The organism is Actinomadura spongiicola (assembly GCF_003432485.1).
GTDB lineage: Bacteria > Actinomycetota > Actinomycetes > Streptosporangiales > Streptosporangiaceae > Spirillospora > Spirillospora spongiicola.
On sequence record NZ_QVNQ01000007.1, the window covers coordinates 69,088 to 88,464 of the forward strand.

Sequence of the window (19,377 nt, forward strand, 5' to 3'; positions counted from 1 at the left end):
CGTGATCGCGCCTTCTTAGCGTGACGGACCTACCCCGGTAAAGAGCACGGTACCTTCCCTGATGCGTCGATGGACCGTGATTTCGACAATTGACGGTGAGTGGGGCGAACGGCCCCGGCAATCGACGCTTGGGAGTGATCCGATGGGGCGGCATCCGACGGCTCCGCACCGTGCGATGGACCTCGTCGAGGGCGCACGCGCCCTGGCGGACCTCGAACCGGACGGCGCCGCGTTCCGGTACGCCCCCGACGGCCGCGCGGTCACCGACCTGCTCACCCGAGGCGACCTCGACCGGCGCGCCCGCGAGGTGGCCGCCGCACTCCAGGCCGCGGGCGTCGTCCCCGGCGACCGGGTGCTCCTGCTCAGCGGGCCCGGACCGGAGTTCGTGGCGGGCTTCTACGGTTGCCTCTACGCGGGGGTGTGCGCGGTCCCGTGCCCGCCGCCGCGCTCGGCCCGCCGCCGGGGACGGCTCGAATCGGTGGCCGCCGACGCGCGCCCCGCCGCCGTCCTGACCACGCGCGGTGTGGAGCCCGCCCTGGACGTCCCGGTCCTGTTCGTCGAGGACGCCGCCGACGCCGCGTCGTGGCGGCCGTGCCGCGTCCGTCCGGACACTCCGGCCCTCATCCAGTACACCTCGGGCTCCACCAGCGCCCCGAAGGGCGCCGTGATCACGCACGGGAACCTGGTCGCCAACATCGGCATGATCAGCGAGGGGACGGGACACGACGCGGCCGGTTCGCCGCTCGGCGCGGTGTCCTGGCTTCCCGTGCACCACGACATGGGCCTGATCGGGTGCCTGCTGGCGCCCGTGTTCTGCGGCGGCACCGCCACCCTGTTGCCGCCCGAGGCGTTCCTTCAGGACCCGGCCTGCTGGCTCCGCCTGATCGGAGAGTGCGGCGGCCTCGTCTCCAGCGCCGCGCCGAACTTCGCGCTGGACATGTGCGTGGACCGCGTCTCCATCGACCAGCTCGCGGACGTGCGGTTGGAGCACTGGCAGGCGCTCATCTGCGGCGCCGAACCGGTGCGCGCCGCGACCGTGGAGCGCTTCGCCCGGCATCTGCGGCCCCTGGGTTTGCGGCCGGAGACGCTGCTGCCCGCCTACGGCCTGGCGGAGGCGACACTGCTCGCGACGGTCGACCGCCGGGGTGCCCGCACGCTTCGGGTCGACGCCGCCGACCTGGAACAAGGACGGTTGACGCCCGCCCCCGCCGGAGGCGAGGGCGGAGTCGACCTCGTCTCGTGCGGCGCCCCGGCCGCCGGGACCCGGATCGCCGTCGTCGACCCCGACACCGCCGCCCGCTGCCCCGACGGCGTGGTCGGGGAGATCCACGTGACCGGCCCGCATGTGACGCGGGGGTACTGGGGCGACGCGCCGAGCCCGCTCGCCCCGCTGAAGGACGACCCGGAGCGGCGGGTGTGGCTGCGCACCGGCGACCTCGGAGTCGTCAACGACGGGGCCCTGTACGTGACCGGCCGGCTCAAGGACCTGATCATCCTGGACGGCCGCAACCTGCACCCGCACGACATCGAGCTGACCGCCGGACGCGACGCCCCGGTGGTCCGCCCGGGGCTCAGTGCCGCGTTCTCGGTGCCCGGCGACGACACCGAACGGCTCGTGGTCGTCCGCGCCGTCGACCCGCGCGTCCGCGCCGCCGACACCGAGGCGCTGCGCGAGGTCGCCGAACGCGTCCGCCGGGCCGTGATCGCCGACCATGCCGCCGAGCCGCACGCCGTGGTCCTCGTCCGGGCCGGGGAGATCAGGCTGACGACCAGCGGCAAGGTGCGGCGGCAGGAGATCAGGCGCCGCTACCTGGCCGGGGAACTGCGCGCGCTGCATGTCCACACGGCGTCCGCCGACCCGGGACCGGCTCCTGCCGGGACGCCCGTCGGAGTGCCTGCCGGGGGCCGGTCGCCCGACCGGAGAGGGCTGCTGGGCCTGGCCCCCGGCGCCCGGCCGGGAGCGGTGGAGGCGTGGCTGCGCGACCGCGCCGCCGCGCTCGCCCGCGTCGAGCCCTGGGAGATCGACCCCGACCTGCCGCTGCCCGCCGCCGGGCTGGACTCGCGGCGCGCCGCCCGGCTGCGCGCCGAGATCCTCGACGCGACCGGCGTCGCCGTCCCGGCGGGCGCCGACGACCTGCGGGCGCTGGTGGACGCCGTCGTCTCCGGCCTCGACCGCCCGCCCGCGGACGGCGCGCCGCCGCTCGTCCCGGCGCCGTCCGACCGGCACGAGCCGTTCCCGCTCACCGACATCCAGCACGCCTACCTCGTCGGACGCGGCGTCGAGCAGGAGTACGGCGGCGTCGCGGCGCACGCCTACCTGGAGATCGACGCCGGTGACCTCGACCTGGCGCGACTGGAGGCGGCGTGGCGGCGGATCGTCGCCCGGCACGACATGCTGCGCGCCGTCGTCACCGCCGACGGCCACCAGCGGGTTCCGGCCCAGTCGCCGCCGGACGCCGGCGGCTTCGACCTGTTCGACGTGCGCGGCGTCCCGCCGGAGGAGGCGCGGGCCGCGCTCGACCACGAGGTGCCGTCCCCGTACGAGGGACCGCTGCACCGGATCGCGGTGACCCGCGCGCCGGACGGGCGCGCCCGGCTGCACCTGAGCGTCGACCTGCTGGTCGCCGACCTGTGGAGCCTGTACGTCCTGTCGCGGGAGTGGCGGCGGCTGTACGAGGACCCGGCCGCCGACCTGCCCGAGCTCGTCCTCGGGTTCCGGGACTGGGCGGTCGCCGAGCGGTCCCCGCGTCCCGAGGACGTCGCCTACTGGCGGGACCGGCTGCCGGATCTCCCGTCCGCGCCGCGGCTTCCCGTGCTGGCGTGGCGTCCCGGCGAACCCGCCCGGTTCGCCCGCCGGGAGCACCGCGTCGACGCCGCGACGTGGACGCGGCTGGTGGACCTGGCGCGGTCCCATGGCGTGACGCCGTCGGCCGTGCTCCTGGCCGCCTACAGTGCCGTGCTCGGCGCCTGGAGCCGCGATCCCCGGTTCACCGTCAACGTCACGCTGTTCAACCGGCCGGACGCGCACCCGGAACTCGCGGACGTCGTCGGCGACTTCACGGCCGTCGACCCCCTCGCCGTGGACTGCGCCGCGCCGGGCCGGTTCGCCGACCTCGCGTCGGACGTCCAGCGTCGCCTGTGGCGCGACCTGGAGCACGCGTCGTACTCCGGCGTCCAGGTGATGCGGGACCTCGCCCGCCGCGACGGCGCTACCGGAGGCGCGATCCTCCCGTGCGTCTTCACCAGCGGCCTCGGGCTCGGCGACGGCGAGCCGCCGTTCGCCTGGCTGGGACGGGCCGTCCACGGCATCTCCCAGACGCCCCAGGTCCTGCTGGACCACCAGGTCTTCGAGGACGGCGGCGGCGCGACGCTCATCTGGGACGCGGCCGCCGACTACTTCCCGCCCGGGGTGCTCGACGACATGTTCGCGGCCTACCGTCTCCTCCTGGAGGAGCTGGTCGCGGGCGGTGACCGGTGGGAACGTCCGCCGACCGTGCCGCTTCCCCCGCACCAGGCCGAGATCCGGGCCCGGGTGAACGACACGGCGGGCCCGGTGCCCACCGGCACGCTGTCCGACGGGGTGTTCGCACGCGCCGCCGAACGCCCCGGCGCCCCCGCCGTGATCGCCGTGGACCGCACCCTCACCTACGGCGAGCTGGCGCGGCGGGCCGAGACCCTCGCCGCCGACCTGATCGCCGCGGGGCTCGGACGCGGCGACGTGGTGGGCGTGAGCCTGCCGAAGGGGTGGCGGCAGATCGTCGCCGTCCTCGCGGTGACGCGGATCGGCGCCGCCTACCTCCCCGTGGATCCCGGCCTGCCCGAGGAGCGGCGGCGGTGGCTGGTCGAATCGTCGGGGGCCACGATCGTGCTCCGGGACGTCCCGGACGAGACCGGCGCGCCGGTGACCGGGCCAGTGCTCGGAGACGCCCGGCCGCGCCCCGAGGACCTCGCCTACATCCTGTACACGTCGGGTTCGACGGGGACGCCGAAGGGGGTGGCGGTCAGTCATCGGGCGGCGTTGAACACGTGCGTCGACATCGTCGAGCGGTTCGCCATCGGCCCGAACGACCGCGTTCTGGGCGTCTCCTCGTTGAGCTTCGACCTGTCGGTCTTCGACATCTTCGGGGTGCTCGGCGTGGGCGGCGTGCTCGTCCTGCCCGACCCGACCCGACGCGCCGACCCCGCCCACTGGACGGATCTTGTCGACGAACACGGCATCACCCTGTGGAACTCGGTTCCCGCGCTCATGGAACTGGTCGTCGACCACGTGGAGCGGACGGGCTCACCGAAAACGCTGCCGTTCGGCCGAGTGCTGCTGTCGGGTGACTGGATTCCGGTGTCGTTGCCGGATCGGTTGCGTGCGTTGGCTCCGGACGCGTGGGTGGTGAGTTTGGGTGGTGCGACGGAGGCGGGGATCTGGTCGATCGCGTATCCGATCGAGCGGGTGGATCCTTCGTGGGAGTCGGTTCCGTATGGTCGGCCGTTGCGCAATCAGTGGTTCGAGGTGCTCAATGAGCGTTTCGAGCCGTGTCCGACGTGGGTGACCGGTGAGTTGTTCATCGGTGGTGTCGGTTTGGCCGAGGGGTACTGGCGTGACCCCGACCGCACCCTGGCGCAGTTCGTCAGTCATCCCGGTGACGGGCGCAGGTTGTATCGGACCGGGGATCTGGGCCGGTATCTGCCGGACGGGACGATCCAGTTCCTGGGCCGTCACGACCATCAGGTCAAGGTCGGCGGACACCGCATCGAACTCGGCGAGATCGAACACGCCCTGCGCGCCGCGCCCGGCGTCGGTGACGCCGTCGTCATCGCCCACGGCGACCGGCACCGCAGGCGGCTCGCCGCGTTCGTCACGCGGGCCGCCTCGTCCGCGCCCGGCGACGCCGCCCCGTCCCTGCCGGGCGCGGACGAACTCGCCCTCCTCGACGGCGACCTGGAAGGCGTCCTGCTCGATCCGGCGGAACGGCTGGAGTTCACGGCCGCCCGCCCCGGGCTGCGCCTCCTGCCCGCCGCCGACGCGATCACGCTGCCCGAGGTCGAGGCCGCGCCGCGCCGGTCGAGCCACCGCCGGTTCACCGCCGACCCCGTCCCGCTGGACGCGCTGTCCCGCCTCCTCGAAGGGCTGCGGGACGGCGACCGGCACGCCTACGGGTCCGCCGGCGGGCTCTACCCCGTCCAGGTTTATCTCGACGTCGCCGACGGCGGCGTGGACGGCCTCCCGGGCGGCGCCTACCACTACGGCCCGGACGGTCACCGCCTGTTCCCCCTCGACACCGAGCCCCTTCCGGCGCGTCCCGGCTTCACCTCGGTGAACGCGCCGCTCGCGGCGGGCGCGCCGTTCGCCGTCTACCTGGTGGCGCAGTCCCGCGCGATCAGACCGCTCTACGGCGGCCTGTGGCGGGACTTCAGCCTGATCGAGACCGGTCTGATCGCCCAACTCCTGGACGGTGCCGCGCCCGCCGCCGGACTAGGCCTGTGCCAGGTCGGCGACCCCCACTTCGGCCCCGAGCTGCGGGCACGGTTCGACCTGGACGACGGCCACGAACCGCTGCACGCCCTCGTCGGCGGCGTCCCCGACACGGCCCCGGCGGCGCCGCGCCCGACCCGCGCGGGGCTGCGCCGGTCACTCGCTGAACGCCTCCCGGCGGCCCTCGTCCCGTCGACGATCGTGATCCTGGACCGGCTGCCGCTGACCTCGATCGGAAAGGTCGACCGGAGCGAGCTGGAACGGCTCGCGGGCGAGGCAGCCGCCGCGGGCGAGGCGCCGGTGCCGCCCGCCACCGACCTGGAACGCGTGATCGCCGCCGTGGTGGCGGCCGAACTCGGCACCGACCGGATCAGCGTCACCGACGGCTTCTTCGACATGGGTCTCGACTCGGCGATGGTCACCCGGATCTGCGGCACGCTCCGCACCCGCCTCGCCGACGCGGACCTGCCGGGCGCCGACCTGCCGCTGCCGTTGATGTTCGAGGCCCCGAGCGTCCGGGCGCTCGCCGCCCGGCTGGACGGCAGCGCCGACCTCACCGCGGCGGCCCGCGAGGGCCGGTCCCGCGGCGCCGCGCGGCGCGCGAACCGCAACCCGACCCGGAACCGGCGCCACGCCTGCGCCCAGTGGAAGGACGGAGAGGAATGAGCACTGGTGACATCGCCGTGATCGGCATGGCCTGCCGCCTGCCGGGCGCGCGCACCCCCGACGAGTTCTGGACGAACCTCGCCGGCGGCGTCGAGTCGATCAGCGGGGTGGACGCCGCCGACCTCGCCGCCGCGGGCCTCGACCCGGAAGTGGCGCGGCGCGACGGCTACGTCGGGGCGTGCTCCGCCCTCGACGGCATCGAGGAGTTCGACGCCGCCTTCTTCGGCTTCGTCCCCCGCGAGGCCGCGCTGCTCGACCCGCAGCAGCGGGTGTTCCTGGAGATCGTGTGGGAGGCGCTGGAGGACGCGGGCCGTCCTCCAGCCACGGCCCCGGTCACGGGCGTCTTCTGCGGATGCAACGCCCCCAGTTACCTGATGAGCAACCTTGTTCCCGGGGGCCCGCTGCTGCCCGGCGGTGAGGCCTTCGACGTGCTCATCCACAACGACAAGGACTATCTCGCGACCCGGACGGCGTACCGGCTCGGCCTGACCGGGCCCGCCGTGACCGTCCAGACCGCGTGCTCGACGTCGCTGGTCGCCGTCCACCTCGCCTGCCAGTCCATCCTGGACGGCGAATGCGAGCTGGCCGTCGCGGGCGGCGTGTCGATCCGCGTGCCGCAGCGCACCGGCTACCTCCACGAGGAGGGCCTGGTGTTCTCCCCGGACGGGCACTGCCGCCCCTTCGACGCCGACGCCGCGGGCACCGTGTTCGGCAACGGCGCCGGGGTGGTCGTCCTCAAGGACTTCGACCGGGCCGTCGAGGACGGCGACCGTATCGAGGCGGTGATCCGCGGCTCGGCGGTCAACAACGACGGCGCCGCCAAGGCCGGCTTCACCGCGCCCGGCGTCGACGGCCAGACCGAGGTGATCAGCGCGGCGCTGGCCGTCGCGGGCGTCGACGCCGCCACGGTCACCGCCGTCGAGGCGCACGGCACCGGCACACCGCTCGGCGACCCCATCGAGATCACCGCGCTGACCCGCGCGTTCCGCGACTACACCGCCGAGTGCGGGTACTGCGCGATCGGTTCGGTGAAGTCCAACGTCGGTCACCTGGACACCGCGGCCGGGATCACCGGGCTGCTCAAGGCGATCCTCCAGCTCCGGCACCGGCGGCTCGCGCCGAGCCTGCACTTCCGCCGTCCCAGCCCGCACATCGACTTCGACAAGTCGCCGTTCCGGGTCGTCACGGAGGAGACCGCCTGGGACGCGCCGGGCCCGCTGCGCATCGGCGTCAGCTCGTTCGGGATCGGCGGCACCAACGCGCACGTCGTCCTGGAGGAACCGTCCCCGGCCGAGCCGCGCCCGGAGCCGTACCCGCCGCGTCCCGCGCAGATCGTCGTGGCCTCGGCGCGGACGCCGGACGCGGCGCGCACGGCCGCGGACCGGACGGCCGCGGCCGTGGCCGGAGCGCCGGACGCCGGGGTGCTGGCCGACATGGCGGGCACCACGCAGGCGGGCCGCCGCCACTTCCGGTACCGGCGCTTCGCCGTCGGAACCGACGGGCCCGGCGTGTCCGCCGGCCTGCCCGGCCAGGTCTTCGACGCGGGCGAGGGCGAGCCGCGCGTGGTGTTCCTCTTCCCCGGGCAGGGGAGCCAGTACGCGGGGATGGCGCGCGGCCTGTACGAGTCGGAGCGGGTGTTCCGCGACGAGGTCGACGCGTGCGCGGAGGTCCTCCGGGACGTCGCCGACCTCGACCTGTTGGGTCCGTTGTACGGCGGCGACGGGGACCTCACCGCGACCGGTCTGGCGCAGCCCGCCCTGTTCACGGTGGGGTACGCGCTCGTCCGGCTGTTCGCGTCGTGGGGTGTGCGGCCCGACGCGATGGCCGGGCACAGCGTGGGCGAACTGCTGGCGGCGTGCGTCGCGGGCGTGCTGTCCCGCGACGACGCGCTCCGCGCCGTCGCGGCGCGGGGCCGGTTGATGCAGCGGTGCCCGCCCGGCGCGATGCTGTCGGTCGGGACGGCCGCCGAGACGGTGCGTCCCCTGCTGACCGGCGGGTTGTCGCTGGCGGCGGTGAACGGGCCGGAGCTGTGCGTGGTGTCCGGCCCGGCCGAGGAGATCGAGGCGTTCGCCGCCGGGCTCGACGTGCCGCACCGCACGCTGCACACCTCGCACGCCTTCCACTCGGCGATGATGGACGCCGCCGTCGCGCCGTTCGCCGACGAGCTGCGCGGCATGTACCTCTCCAGCCCGCGGCTGCCGTTCACGTCCAACGTCACCGGGACGATGATCACCGACGAGCAGGCCCGTGACCCCGCGTACTGGGGACGGCAGTTGCGCGCTCCCGTCCTGTTCGCCGACGGGCTCCGCGCGGTCGCCGGGGACGGCCGGACCGTGCTGATCGAGATGGGCCCCGGCGACGTCCTCGGCCGGTTGGCGCGGCACGGCCTCGACCCGGCCGGACGGACCGTCGTGACCTCCACCGTCCCCGGCCCGGACGGCGCCGGCGACGGTCATGGCGACGACGTCTCCACGGCCCTGACCGGCCTGGCCCGAGCGTGGGCGGCGGGCGTCGAGGTCGACTGGGAGCGGCTGCGCGGCGGCCCGTTCCGCAGGGTGAGCCTGCCGACCTATCCGTTCCAGCGGCGCCGCTACTGGGTGGACCCCGTGCGCAACGGCGGCGGACCCGTGTCGGGCGGTCTCGCGGCGCGTCTCGACCTGCCGCCCGCCGAGACCGTCTCCGCCGACGACGCCGCCGAACTCCGCGAGGGACTGTCCACCGCGTACGTCGCGCCGCGCGACGAGACGGAGGAACGCGTCGTCGCGCTCTGGCAGGAGTTCCTCGGCCGCGGCCCGATCGGCGTCGACGACGACTTCTTCGAGCTGGGCGGCCATTCGCTGGCCGCGGCCCGGCTCGCCGCGCGGCTCCGCGACGAGCTCGGCGTCCCGGTGGCGCTGCGGACGCTCATGCGCCACCCCACCGTCGCCGGGATGCTGGCGCACGCCGGTGACGCCGAGCCCGACACCGCGCCGCCGGACGCTCTGCCGGAGATCGTCCCCGATCCGGCCGCCCGGTACGAGCCGTTCCCGCTCACCGAGATGCAGCAGGCTCAATGGCTGGGCCGGTCGGCCGTGTTCGAGGGCGGCGACGTCGCCGCGCACGTCTACCTCGAAACGGAGGGCCGGGACCTCGACCCCGACCGGCTGACCCGATCGTGGCAGCGGCTCGTCGACCACCACGACATGCTCCGTATGGTGGTGCTGCCCGACGCCACCCAGCGGGTGTTGCCGCCGCCGCTGACCTACGCGCCCGAGGTCATGGACCTCCGGGACGAACCGGACCCCGAGAGCGTCCTGGCGGCGGTGCGCGAGCGGATGCGCGCCCAGGTCCGCCCGGCGGACGAGTGGCCGCTGTGGGAACTGCGGCTGGCGCTGCTGCCGGACGGCCGGGTCCGTACCCTGCTCAGCTTCGACCTGCTGGTGGCGGACGTCGCCAGCCTGTTCTTCGGACTGCTGCCCGACTGGCGCCGCGCCTACGAGTCGCCGGACGAGGAGACCGGTGGCCTGGAGCCGTTGACGCTCACGTTCCGGGACTACGTCCTCGCCGAGTCGGCGCTGCACGACACCCCCGGCTACGAGCGCTCCCTCGACTACTGGCGGGAACGCGTCCGCACACTGCCCCCGGCGCCGCGCCTGCCCACCGTCCGGGCGGACGCCGACGACACCGACTTCGACCGCTACACCGCCCGCTTCCCCCGCGAGACCTGGGACGGGGTGAAGAGCCGCGCCGCCGCCCACGGCCTGACCCCGTCGGTGACGCTCGCGGCGGTGTACGCGTCCGTCCTGGCGACATGGAGCGCGAGCCAGCGGTTCACCGTCAACGCCACCGCCGTGAACCGGCTGCCGCTGCACCCCGAGGTCGGCGCGCTGGTCGGGGAGTTCGCCTCGTTCGGGCTGCTGGAAGTGGACGCCGCCGCTCCCGCCACCTTCCTCGACCTGGCCACGGCGATGCAGGAGCGCAGTTGGACCGACATGGAGCACCGCCTCGTCAGCGGCGTCCGGGTGCTCCGCGAACTGGCCCGCGTCCGCGGCGGCGTGCGCGACGCGATGATGCCGGTCGTGTTCACCAGCGCCCTGGCGCGGGAGGGCACGGACTCGCCGTTCGCCTGGCTCGGCGACATCGTCCACACGATCTCGCAGACGCCGCAGGTCACCCTCGACTGCTTCGTCGTGGAGGCCGAAGGTCAACTCGACGTGAGCTGGCACGTGCTCGGCGCGCTGTTCCCGGACGGGATGGTCGCCGACATGTTCCGCGCGTTCACCGCGCTCGTCGAGGGCCTCGCGGGTGACGACGGCTGGACGGCGCCCGCCGCGGCGCCCGCCCCGGAGGAGCACCTGCGACTCCGCGCGGAGGTGAACGACACGGCCGGGCGGATCCCGGACGGCCTCCTGCACGAACCGTTGCTGCGGCAGGCGGCGGAACGCCCCGACGCGCCCGCGGTGATCGCCGAGGACCGGACGCTGACGTTCGGGGAACTGCGCGGCCGGGCCGCCGCCCTCGCGACCGCGCTGCGCGAGGGGGGCGTGCGCCCGGGGGCGCCCGTCGCGATCGGCGTCCGCAAGGGGTGGCGGCAGGTCGTCGCCGTCCTCGGTGTGGCGCTGGCGGGCGGCGCGTACGTGCCGGTCGACCCGGACCTGCCCGTCGAACGGCGCGCGTGGCTGCTCCGGGAGTCGGGCGCCGCGTGCCTGGTCGTCCCCTTCGGAAGCCCGCAATGCGCGGACGTGCCCATCGTGGAGATCCCCGAGGACGCCGACTGGCGGACGGCGCGGTTCGCTCCCGTCCCCCGAGACCCCGGGGACGTCGCCTACATCCTGTACACGTCGGGTTCGACGGGGACGCCGAAGGGGGTGGCGGTCAGTCATCGGGCGGCGTTGAACACGTGCGTCGACATCGTCGAACGGTTCGCCATCGGCCCCGACGACCGCGCCTTCGGACTGTCGTCGCTGAGCTTCGACCTGTCGGTCTTCGACATCTTCGGGATGCTCGGCGCGGGCGGCGCGCTCGTCCTGCCCGGCCCGGACGCCCGCACGGACGCGGCAGCGTGGACGCGGATGGTCGTGCGGCACCACGTGACGGTGTGGAACACCGTGCCGGGCCTGGCGGAGATGCTCGTCGAGCAGGCGTCGGCCGACGCCGTCGGCCTGCCCCTGCAACTGGCGCTGCTGTCGGGTGACTGGATTCCGGTGTCGTTGCCGGATCGGTTGCGTGCGTTGGCTCCGGACGCGTGGGTGGTGAGTTTGGGTGGTGCGACGGAGGCGGGGATCTGGTCGATCGCGTATCCGATCGAGCGGGTGGATCCTTCGTGGGAGTCGGTTCCGTATGGTCGGCCGTTGCGCAATCAGTGGTTCGAGGTGCTCAATGAGCGTTTCGAGCCGTGTCCGACGTGGGTGACCGGTGAGTTGTTCATCGGTGGTGTCGGTTTGGCGGAGGGGTACTGGCGTGACCCCGACCGCACCCTGGCGCAGTTCGTCAGTCATCCCGGTGACGGGCGCAGGTTGTATCGGACCGGGGATCTGGGCCGGTATCTGCCGGACGGGACGATCCAGTTCCTGGGCCGTCACGACCATCAGGTCAAGGTCGGCGGACACCGCATCGAACTCGGCGAGGTCGAGCACACGCTGGAACGCCACCCGGACGTGCGCCGCGCCGTGGTCACCGCGACCGGCGACCGGTCGCACCGGCGGCTCACCGCCTACGCCGTCCCGGACGGCCAGGCCGACGCCGACGACCTGCGCGAGCACCTGGCGCGCTGGCTACCCGCCTACATGGTGCCGCGCGACGTCGTCCTGCTGGACGCCCTGCCGCTGACCGCCAACGGGAAGGTCGACCGGGCCGCGCTGCCCCGCGCCGAGACCCGGTCCGCCGACGCCGCCGGGCTCGCCGCCGAACTCGACCCCGACCAGCGCGCCCTCGCCGAACGCATGGCGGCCGTCGTCGCGCAGGTCCTCCGCCTCGACCACGTGGACCCGGACCAGAACTTCTTCACGCTGGGCGGCGACTCCATCCTCGGCGTCCAGGTGATCGCGCGGGTGACGGCGGAGGGCATCGACGTCACCCCGCAGGACCTGTTCGCGCACCAGAGCATCGCGGAACTGGTCCTGGCGCTCGCCGCCGAGAACCGCCTGACCTTCGGGCCCGTCCCCGACGCGGACGGCGGCGACCTGGGGTCCGTTCCGCTCACGTCCGGGCAGCGGGAGGTACTGGCGGGCGCCGTCCCGGCCACCCGCCGCCTGGTCCTGGACCTCGCGGGCGGACCGGACATGCCACGGCTCGAACAGGCCATGGCCAGGGTCGTCGCGCGGCACGACGCGCTGCGCCTGCGGATCGACGAGGCCACGGGCACGCAGCACGCCACCGAGCCCGGCGATGTCTCGCTCCCCGAGGTCGACCTGACGGCGCTCCCACCGGACCGGCGCGCGGACGCGGCCGACCGGATGGCCGCCGAGATGGCCGACGAGATCGACCCCCGCACGTCCCCTCCGGCCAAGGCCGCGGTGATCAGGGTCGGCGAGGACGCGTCGCGGCTCGTGTGGGTGGCGCACCGGGCCGCCGTGGACGCCCGTTCCTGGCGGACGCTCGTCACCGACCTTGCGGCAGCCCGCACAGGCCCCCTCGACGGCCCCGCCCCCTCGTTCCTCCGCTGGGCGTCCAGCCGTCCCGAACCCGAGGCCGACCACCCCGAAGCCGGCGAGGTCGCCGCCGCGCCGTCAACGGCGACGACCGGAGGCGACCTCGTCACCACGTCCTTCGAGCTGTCGCCCGAGGAGACCGCCCGTTTCCGTAGCGACCTGGAGGCCGCGTACCGGTTGCGTCTCGGCGACGGGCTCCTCGCCGCCCTGGCCTGGGCGTTGTGCGTCGACGCCCGCCACGGCGACGCCCGGGTCGTCGCCGAGACCCCCCTCGGCGGCGACGGCGTGGGCTGCCACAGCACGCCACGCCGCCTCGCCCTGCACGCGGACGACGCGGAGACCGCGTTGGCGGCCGTCAAGGACGCGCGTCCCGGGAGCGGCCCGCCGACCGCCGTGCTGACGGAGGTGGACGACGAGACCTGGACCGATGACCGTCCGGCCGGAGACGGCCCGTTCCGCCTCCCCGACGGCTTCGCGGGCCCGGAGTCGCCGTTCCCCGGCGGGGCGGCGCTCCTCGTCCAGGCGGCCGTCGTCCACGGCGCGCTCCGGGTCCGCTGCACACACCCGACCAATCCGGGCGGGACGGCCCCGCTCGCCGTCGCGCGCCTCGCGGACCGGCTGCGCGCGGTCGCCGCGCACTGCGCCGCACCCGAGACCGGCGTGATGACCCCCGGCGACTTCCCGCTCGCCGACCTCGACACCGACGACCTCGCCGACCTGCTTGCCGACGACGCCGACGACGCCGACGACCAGCCGCGGCACTGACGAAGAAGGGTTACCCGTGGCCACCCCACGTGACATCGAGGACATCTACGAGCTCTCCCCGATCCAGGCCGGGCTGCTCTACGAACTGACCCGCAGCCCGGACACCGGAACCTACGTCGAGCAGGTCAGCGTCACGCTCGCCGGTGAACTGGACACCAGGCACTTCGCCCAGGCCTGGCAGCGCGTCGTCGACCGCCACCCGATCCTGCGCACCGGCTTCCGCTGGCGGCGCGGTGGGACACCACTCCAGATCGTGCACCGCCGCGCCGCCCTGCGCATCGAACAGGAGGACTGGCGCGACGTGCCCGACGAGGAGTGGGACGCGCACTACCAGGCCTGGCTGGACGCCGACCGGATGCGCCCGTTCGACCTGGCGCGACCGCCGCTGATGCGCGCCACGCTGATCCGCCGCGCCGCCGACACGTGGGTGTTCGCGTGGAGGTTCAGCCATCTGGTGATGGACGGCTGGTCGTTCGGCATCGCGATCGCGGACTTCCTGGACGGATACCGCGCGCTCCGCCGTGGCACCGCGCCACTGAACCTGCCGACCCGCCCCTACAGCGACTATGTCGCCTGGTGGCGCGAGCACCCTTCAGGCGACGACTCCGTCCGCTACTGGCGGGAGACGCTCGCCGGTGTCGAGCACGGCGATCCGCTCGGCCAGGGCGGCGGGACCGTGACGACTGGTGAACCGAGCCACCACTTCGTCCACCTCACCCTTCCCGGCCTCGCCGAACGGATCCAGCGCGTCGCCCGGGAGCAGCGGCTCACCGCCGCCACCATCGTGCAGGGCGCGTGGAGCGTCGTCCTGGCCCGGCACCTCGGCACCGACGAGGTGGTGACCGGCAGCACTACCGCGCACCGGCCCCGCGATCTTCCCGGCGCCGCGGGCGTCCTCGGCCCGCTGATCGTGACGCTCCCGGCCCGCGCCCGGATCGACCCGCGCCGCCCGGCCGCGCAGTGGTTGCGCGACTTCCAGGCCGCGCAGGCGCGCGGCCGGGAACACGACAGCGTGCCGCTGGTGGAGATCCAACGGCTGGCGGGCTGGGACGCGTCCCCCATCGAGAGCAACGTCGCGTTCGAGAACGCGCCGATGCCCGAACTGGACCTCGCCGACATCCGGCTCAAGGTCCTCGGATACTCCTACGACGGCCGTCCCCATTTCCCGCTGACGCTGGTGATCCTGCCCGGCGACGACATGCCGCTACGGCTGGTGTACGACCGTCGCCGCTTCGACCGGCCAGGCGCGGAACTGCTCGTCCAGCACCTGAAGGCGCTGCTGGAGTCGTTCACCGCCGCCCCGGAGACACCGCTGCGCGAACTGGAGATGCTGTCCGCCCCGGAGAAGCGGATCCTCGACGACCACGCGAAGGGCGACCTGGCGGAGCCCGTCACCGACACGGTGCTGCACCGGTTCGCCGACCAGGTCGCGCGTGCCCCGGACGCCATCGCCGTCACCTGCGGCCCCGACCGCCTCACCTACGGGGAACTGGACCGGCGCGCCGCCCGCATCGCCGGACGGCTCACCGCGCTCGGCGCCGGACGCGGCGGCCTCGTCGCGCTGTGCCTGAACCGGTCCGCCGACATGATCGCCGGAATCGTCGGGACGCTCCGCACCGGCGCCGCCTACCTCCCCCTCGACCTCGCCAACCCGCCGGACCGGCTCGCGTACCTGGTCGCCGACTCCGGCGCCGACGTGGTCCTGACCGACGGCGACCCGGTGCCCTTCCTGCCGGAGAACGCGCGGCGGCTGCCCCTCGCCCGCATGGACGCCCTGGACGACTCCGCGGAGGACACCGGCGAAACACCGGAAGCGATCACCGGATCCGACCGCATGTACGTCCTCTACACCTCGGGTTCGACCGGGCGGCCGAAGGGCGTGCCGATCCTGCACCGGGACGTCGCCCAGTTCATGACCGCGATCCTGGCGGAGATGGACACCGGCACGGACGACGTCTGGGCGACGTTCCACCCCTACGGCTTCGACCTGTCGGTGTACGAGATGTGGGGAGCGCTGACCACCGGGGCGCGGCTGCGCGTCCTGACCGAGGAGGAGGTGCACTCGCCCGCGGCCCAGCTCCGGGTCATCGAGGACGAGGGCGTCACCGTCCTCAACCAGACCCCGTCCGCGTTCGACCTGGTGGTCGAGGCGGACGGGCTCCGGCCCCCCGGTGAACCCGCCGGGCCGTCGCCCCTGCGGTACGTGGTCCTCGGCGGGGAACGGCTGGATCCGTCGCGGCTGCGTCCCTGGGCCCGGCGCCACGGCGTCACCGCGCCCCGGCTGGTCAACGCCTACGGGATCACCGAGACGACCATCTTCAGCACGTGGTACGAGCTGACCGAACACGACGTGTTCACCGGCGGCGGCAGCCCCATCGGCCGGGCGCTGCGCCACCAGCGGGTCCTGGTCACCGACGACGCCGGACGGCAGTTGCCGATGGGCTGCGTCGGCGAGATCCGCGTCTCCGGGGCCTCCATCGCCAACGGCTATCTCGGCCGCCTCGACCTCACCGCGGAACGGTTCGTCCCCGACCCGGCGGGCGGGCTCCAGTACCGGGCCGGCGACCTGGGCAGGCTCCGCGCCGACGGCACCCTGGAGTTCATCGGCCGCAACGACCACCAGGTCAAGATCCGTGGATTTCGGGTGGAGCCGGGCGAGGTCGAGGCGGTCCTGGCGGAGCAGCCGGGGGTGACGGGCGCGGCGGTGGTGGCGCGTCCCGGACCGGACGGCGACGCGCGCCTGATCGCCTATGTCGTCGCCGACCCGGAGACGGCCGCCGGACTCGGCGAGCGGCTGCGCGCCCGGCTGCCGTCCTATCTCGTGCCGTCCGCGCTCATCACCATGGCGGCACTGCCCCGCAACCCGAACGGCAAGATCGACCGTCGCGCGCTGCCCGATCCCGGCCGGGCGGACGGACGGAACGTCCCGTACACCGAACCGCGCACACCGGCCGAACGCGAGGTCGCCGAACTCGTCCGGGAGGTCCTGAACACCGAGCGGATCGGTGTCCTGGACGATCTCGCCGACCACGGCCTGCACTCGCTCGGCGCGATGCGGATCGCGATGCGGCTGCGGGCCGAGCGGCGGGTGGACGTGCCGCTGACGCTGATGCAGCAGGACGCGACCGTCGCCTCGCTGGCCGAACTGCTGGACCGGAGCCCCGACCCGGAGGAACCGGCCGCCCCGACCACTTCGACCGCCTCGCAACTCACCGGCTGACAGGAGAGAACGTGACACGGCAACGGATCGTCATCGCGGGCGCGGGCATCGGCGGGCTGGCCACCGCCGCCGCGCTGGGCCACAACGGCGGTGATTACGACATCGAGATCTACGAGCGCGCCGACGCGGTGCGCGGCCTCGCCGGATCGGGCCTCACGATCTGGGGCAACGCGGTCGCGGCGCTCGGCCGCGTCGGCCTCGGCGACGCCGTCAAGGAACTCGGGTCGCCGCTGGAGAGCCAGGTGGTCGTGACCGACGGCGGCTCCACGCTCACCGAGGCGCCGATCGGGCGGTTCCAGCGCGAGCACGCCGACATCGGGGTCGGCATCCGCCGCCAGGCCCTGCTCGACATGCTGCTGCGCGCCGTCGGACCCGACCGGGTGCGCTACGAGGAACGCGTCGTCGGCTACCGCGCCACCGGCGACGGCGACGGCGTCGACGTCCTCCTCCAGAGCGGCGGTGCCGTCCGCGCCGACATCCTGATCGGGGCGGACGGGCTGCGGTCCGCGATCCGCAGGCAGATGCTCGGAGACGGCGACCCCACCCCGCTGAAGCACATGGTGTGGCGCGGCATCAGCGACAGCAGCGCCCACTTTCCCGCCGAGACCGTCCTGATGGTGTACGGCGCGCACGCCACCCGGATGGTCGCCTGGCCCGTGGACGACGACAGCGTCTGCTGGTCGATCGGCCGGAACGGGACGCCCGCACGGGACTCCGCGAGCCCCGCCGTCCTCAAGGAGCAGCTCCTGTCGTTCATCGACGGCTTCCCGAAGGCGAACCGGCACATCCTGGAGAACACGCCCGCCGAGCGGCTGATCCGCACCGACCTGTTCGCCCGCAAACGCCTGAACCGGCTGGTGGACGGGCGGGTGGCGCTGCTCGGCGACGCCGGTCACGCGATGCCCACGGTCTTCGGGCAGGGCGCCTGCATGGCGATCGAGGACGCCGTCGTCCTCGCCGACTGCCTCGCCGACGCGCCGTCCGACCAAACGCCGGACGCCGGGTTGCGGGAGTACGAGCGGCGGCGCCTGCCGCGGCTGGAGTGGGTTCGCGAACAGGTCTTCAAGGTGAGCCGCTACCAGGAGTGGGAGAGCCCGCTCCTCGTCACGATGCGCAACACCGTCATGCGGACCATGCCCGCGTCCCGGCAGGAGGCCATGTGGCGGCGGATGTTCGCGTTCGACCCGGGCCGTCCGGCGGAGGAGCGCGCCGATGCCGGACACTGACACCGGCGGCCCGGGCCCGTGGCGGGCCCGCGTCCGCGCCTTCGCCGAGGACGCCGTCGCGCCGCTCGTGGACGACATGGACCACAAGGGCCGCCTGGACGACGGTCTCGTCGCCGCGCTGTTCGCCGAGGGGCTGATGGGCATGGAGACGCCCGTCCACTACGGCGGGCAGGGCCGGACGTTCCCGGACGTCGTCACGGCCGTCGAGGAGATCGCCCGGGTCTGCTCCGGCGTCGCGGTCGCCGTGGACGTCCACAACATCCTCGTGACCGGCGCGATCCTGCGGGACGGCGACGGCGACCAACGCCGCCGCCATCTGCCGCGGCTGGCGTCCGCGACCATGGGCGCGTTCGCCCTCTCCGAGGAGGGCGCGGGCAGCGACGCGTTCGCGCTCGCGACCGTCGCCGAACCCGACGGCAGAGGGTGGCGGCTCACCGGACGCAAACGCTGGACCAGCAACGCGCTCGCCGCCGACCTGTTCCTGGTGTTCGCCCGGACGGGACCCCACTCCGTCACCGCGTTCCTCGTCGAACGCGACGCCCCCGGCCTGACGGTGACCGAGCCCGCCGACCAGCTCGGGGTACGCGCGGCCCGCACCGCCGACGTGGTGCTGGACGGCGTTCCCGTCCGCCACGACCGGGTGCTCGGCGGCGTCGGGCGCGGCGAGCTGCTGGCGTTGCGGGCGTTGACGCTGGGCCGGGTGGGCATCGCGGCGCAGCTGGTCGGCCTGGCGCGGGGCGCGCTCGACGTCGCGGCCCGCCACGTGTCCGGCCGGTCGCAGTTCGGACGTCCGGTCGCCGAGTTCCAGGGGGTGCGGTTCCCGCTCGCGGAGTCCGCCGCCGAGGTCGCCGCGGCCGGCGCCCTCACCCGGCAGGCCGCGGACGCCTGCGTGAACGGCGCCGACGAGCCCGAGCGGATCCGGCTGGCGGCGATGGCCAAGTACGTGGCGTCGCAGGCGGCGCAGCGCGCCGCGATCCGGGCGGTGGACGCGATGGGCGGCAACGGCACGCGGCGCGAGCACCGGGCGGAGAAGTTCTACCGCGACGCCAAAGTCGGCACGATCTACGAGGGCACGTCCAACATCCTGCTCAATACCATCGCGTCCGAACTGCTGTCACCGGCACGAACCTCCTGATCACCGACCCTCGGCGGCGGTCGCCGCACCGAACATTTCATTCTTCGACCCTGGCATCCGATATTTCGCCATGGAACGCATCAAACGCAGATTCATGCCGTCCCGCCGAAGAATGCCCCGAAGGGGGAACTGACCGGACGCGGCCACCGGGACAGATGGTGAATGGCGCGAAGGTCGCTTAGGTTTGCCTCAACAATGCCGACCGGCGCCGCGCCCCGGGCGCGGCCATCACCGCGAAGACTCCGGTGCCGGGCGCGATCTTCCAGTCG

The 19,377-nt window shown here is 74.1% G+C and carries 5 protein-coding genes; all 5 read left to right on the top strand.

The genetic code is table 11. From position 1 onward, the window contains the following. The first annotated feature begins 142 nt into the window (after nucleotides 1-142). The 5 genes from D0T12_RS22520 to D0T12_RS22540 are packed head-to-tail and all read left to right on the top strand — an operon-like array spanning nucleotide 143 to nucleotide 19,108. The gene (locus tag D0T12_RS22520; protein ID WP_158581589.1) at nucleotides 143-6,133 is read left to right on the top strand and encodes a non-ribosomal peptide synthetase; all 5,991 of its coding nucleotides are present in this window, start codon (nucleotides 143-145) and stop codon (nucleotides 6,131-6,133) included. After that, the gene (locus tag D0T12_RS22525; protein ID WP_117401678.1) at nucleotides 6,130-13,527 is read left to right on the top strand and encodes a non-ribosomal peptide synthetase/type I polyketide synthase; all 7,398 of its coding nucleotides are present in this window, start codon (nucleotides 6,130-6,132) and stop codon (nucleotides 13,525-13,527) included. The genes D0T12_RS22520 and D0T12_RS22525 overlap by 4 nt, the downstream gene beginning before the upstream one ends. 16 nt (nucleotides 13,528-13,543) lie before the next feature. Next, the gene (locus D0T12_RS22530; RefSeq protein ID WP_158581590.1) at nucleotides 13,544-16,747 is read left to right on the top strand and encodes a non-ribosomal peptide synthetase; all 3,204 of its coding nucleotides are present in this window, start codon (nucleotides 13,544-13,546) and stop codon (nucleotides 16,745-16,747) included. A gap of 11 nt (nucleotides 16,748-16,758) precedes the next feature. Then, complete coding sequence (locus D0T12_RS22535; protein ID WP_158581591.1) at nucleotides 16,759-17,973, top strand: FAD-dependent monooxygenase; 1,215 nt, start codon at nucleotides 16,759-16,761, stop codon at nucleotides 17,971-17,973. Next, nucleotides 17,960-19,108 (top strand): acyl-CoA dehydrogenase family protein, encoded by a 1,149-nt coding sequence (locus tag D0T12_RS22540; RefSeq protein ID WP_117401680.1) that lies wholly within the window; start codon nucleotides 17,960-17,962, stop codon nucleotides 19,106-19,108. The genes D0T12_RS22535 and D0T12_RS22540 overlap by 14 nt, the downstream gene beginning before the upstream one ends. Nucleotides 19,109-19,377 lie beyond the last annotated feature (269 nt).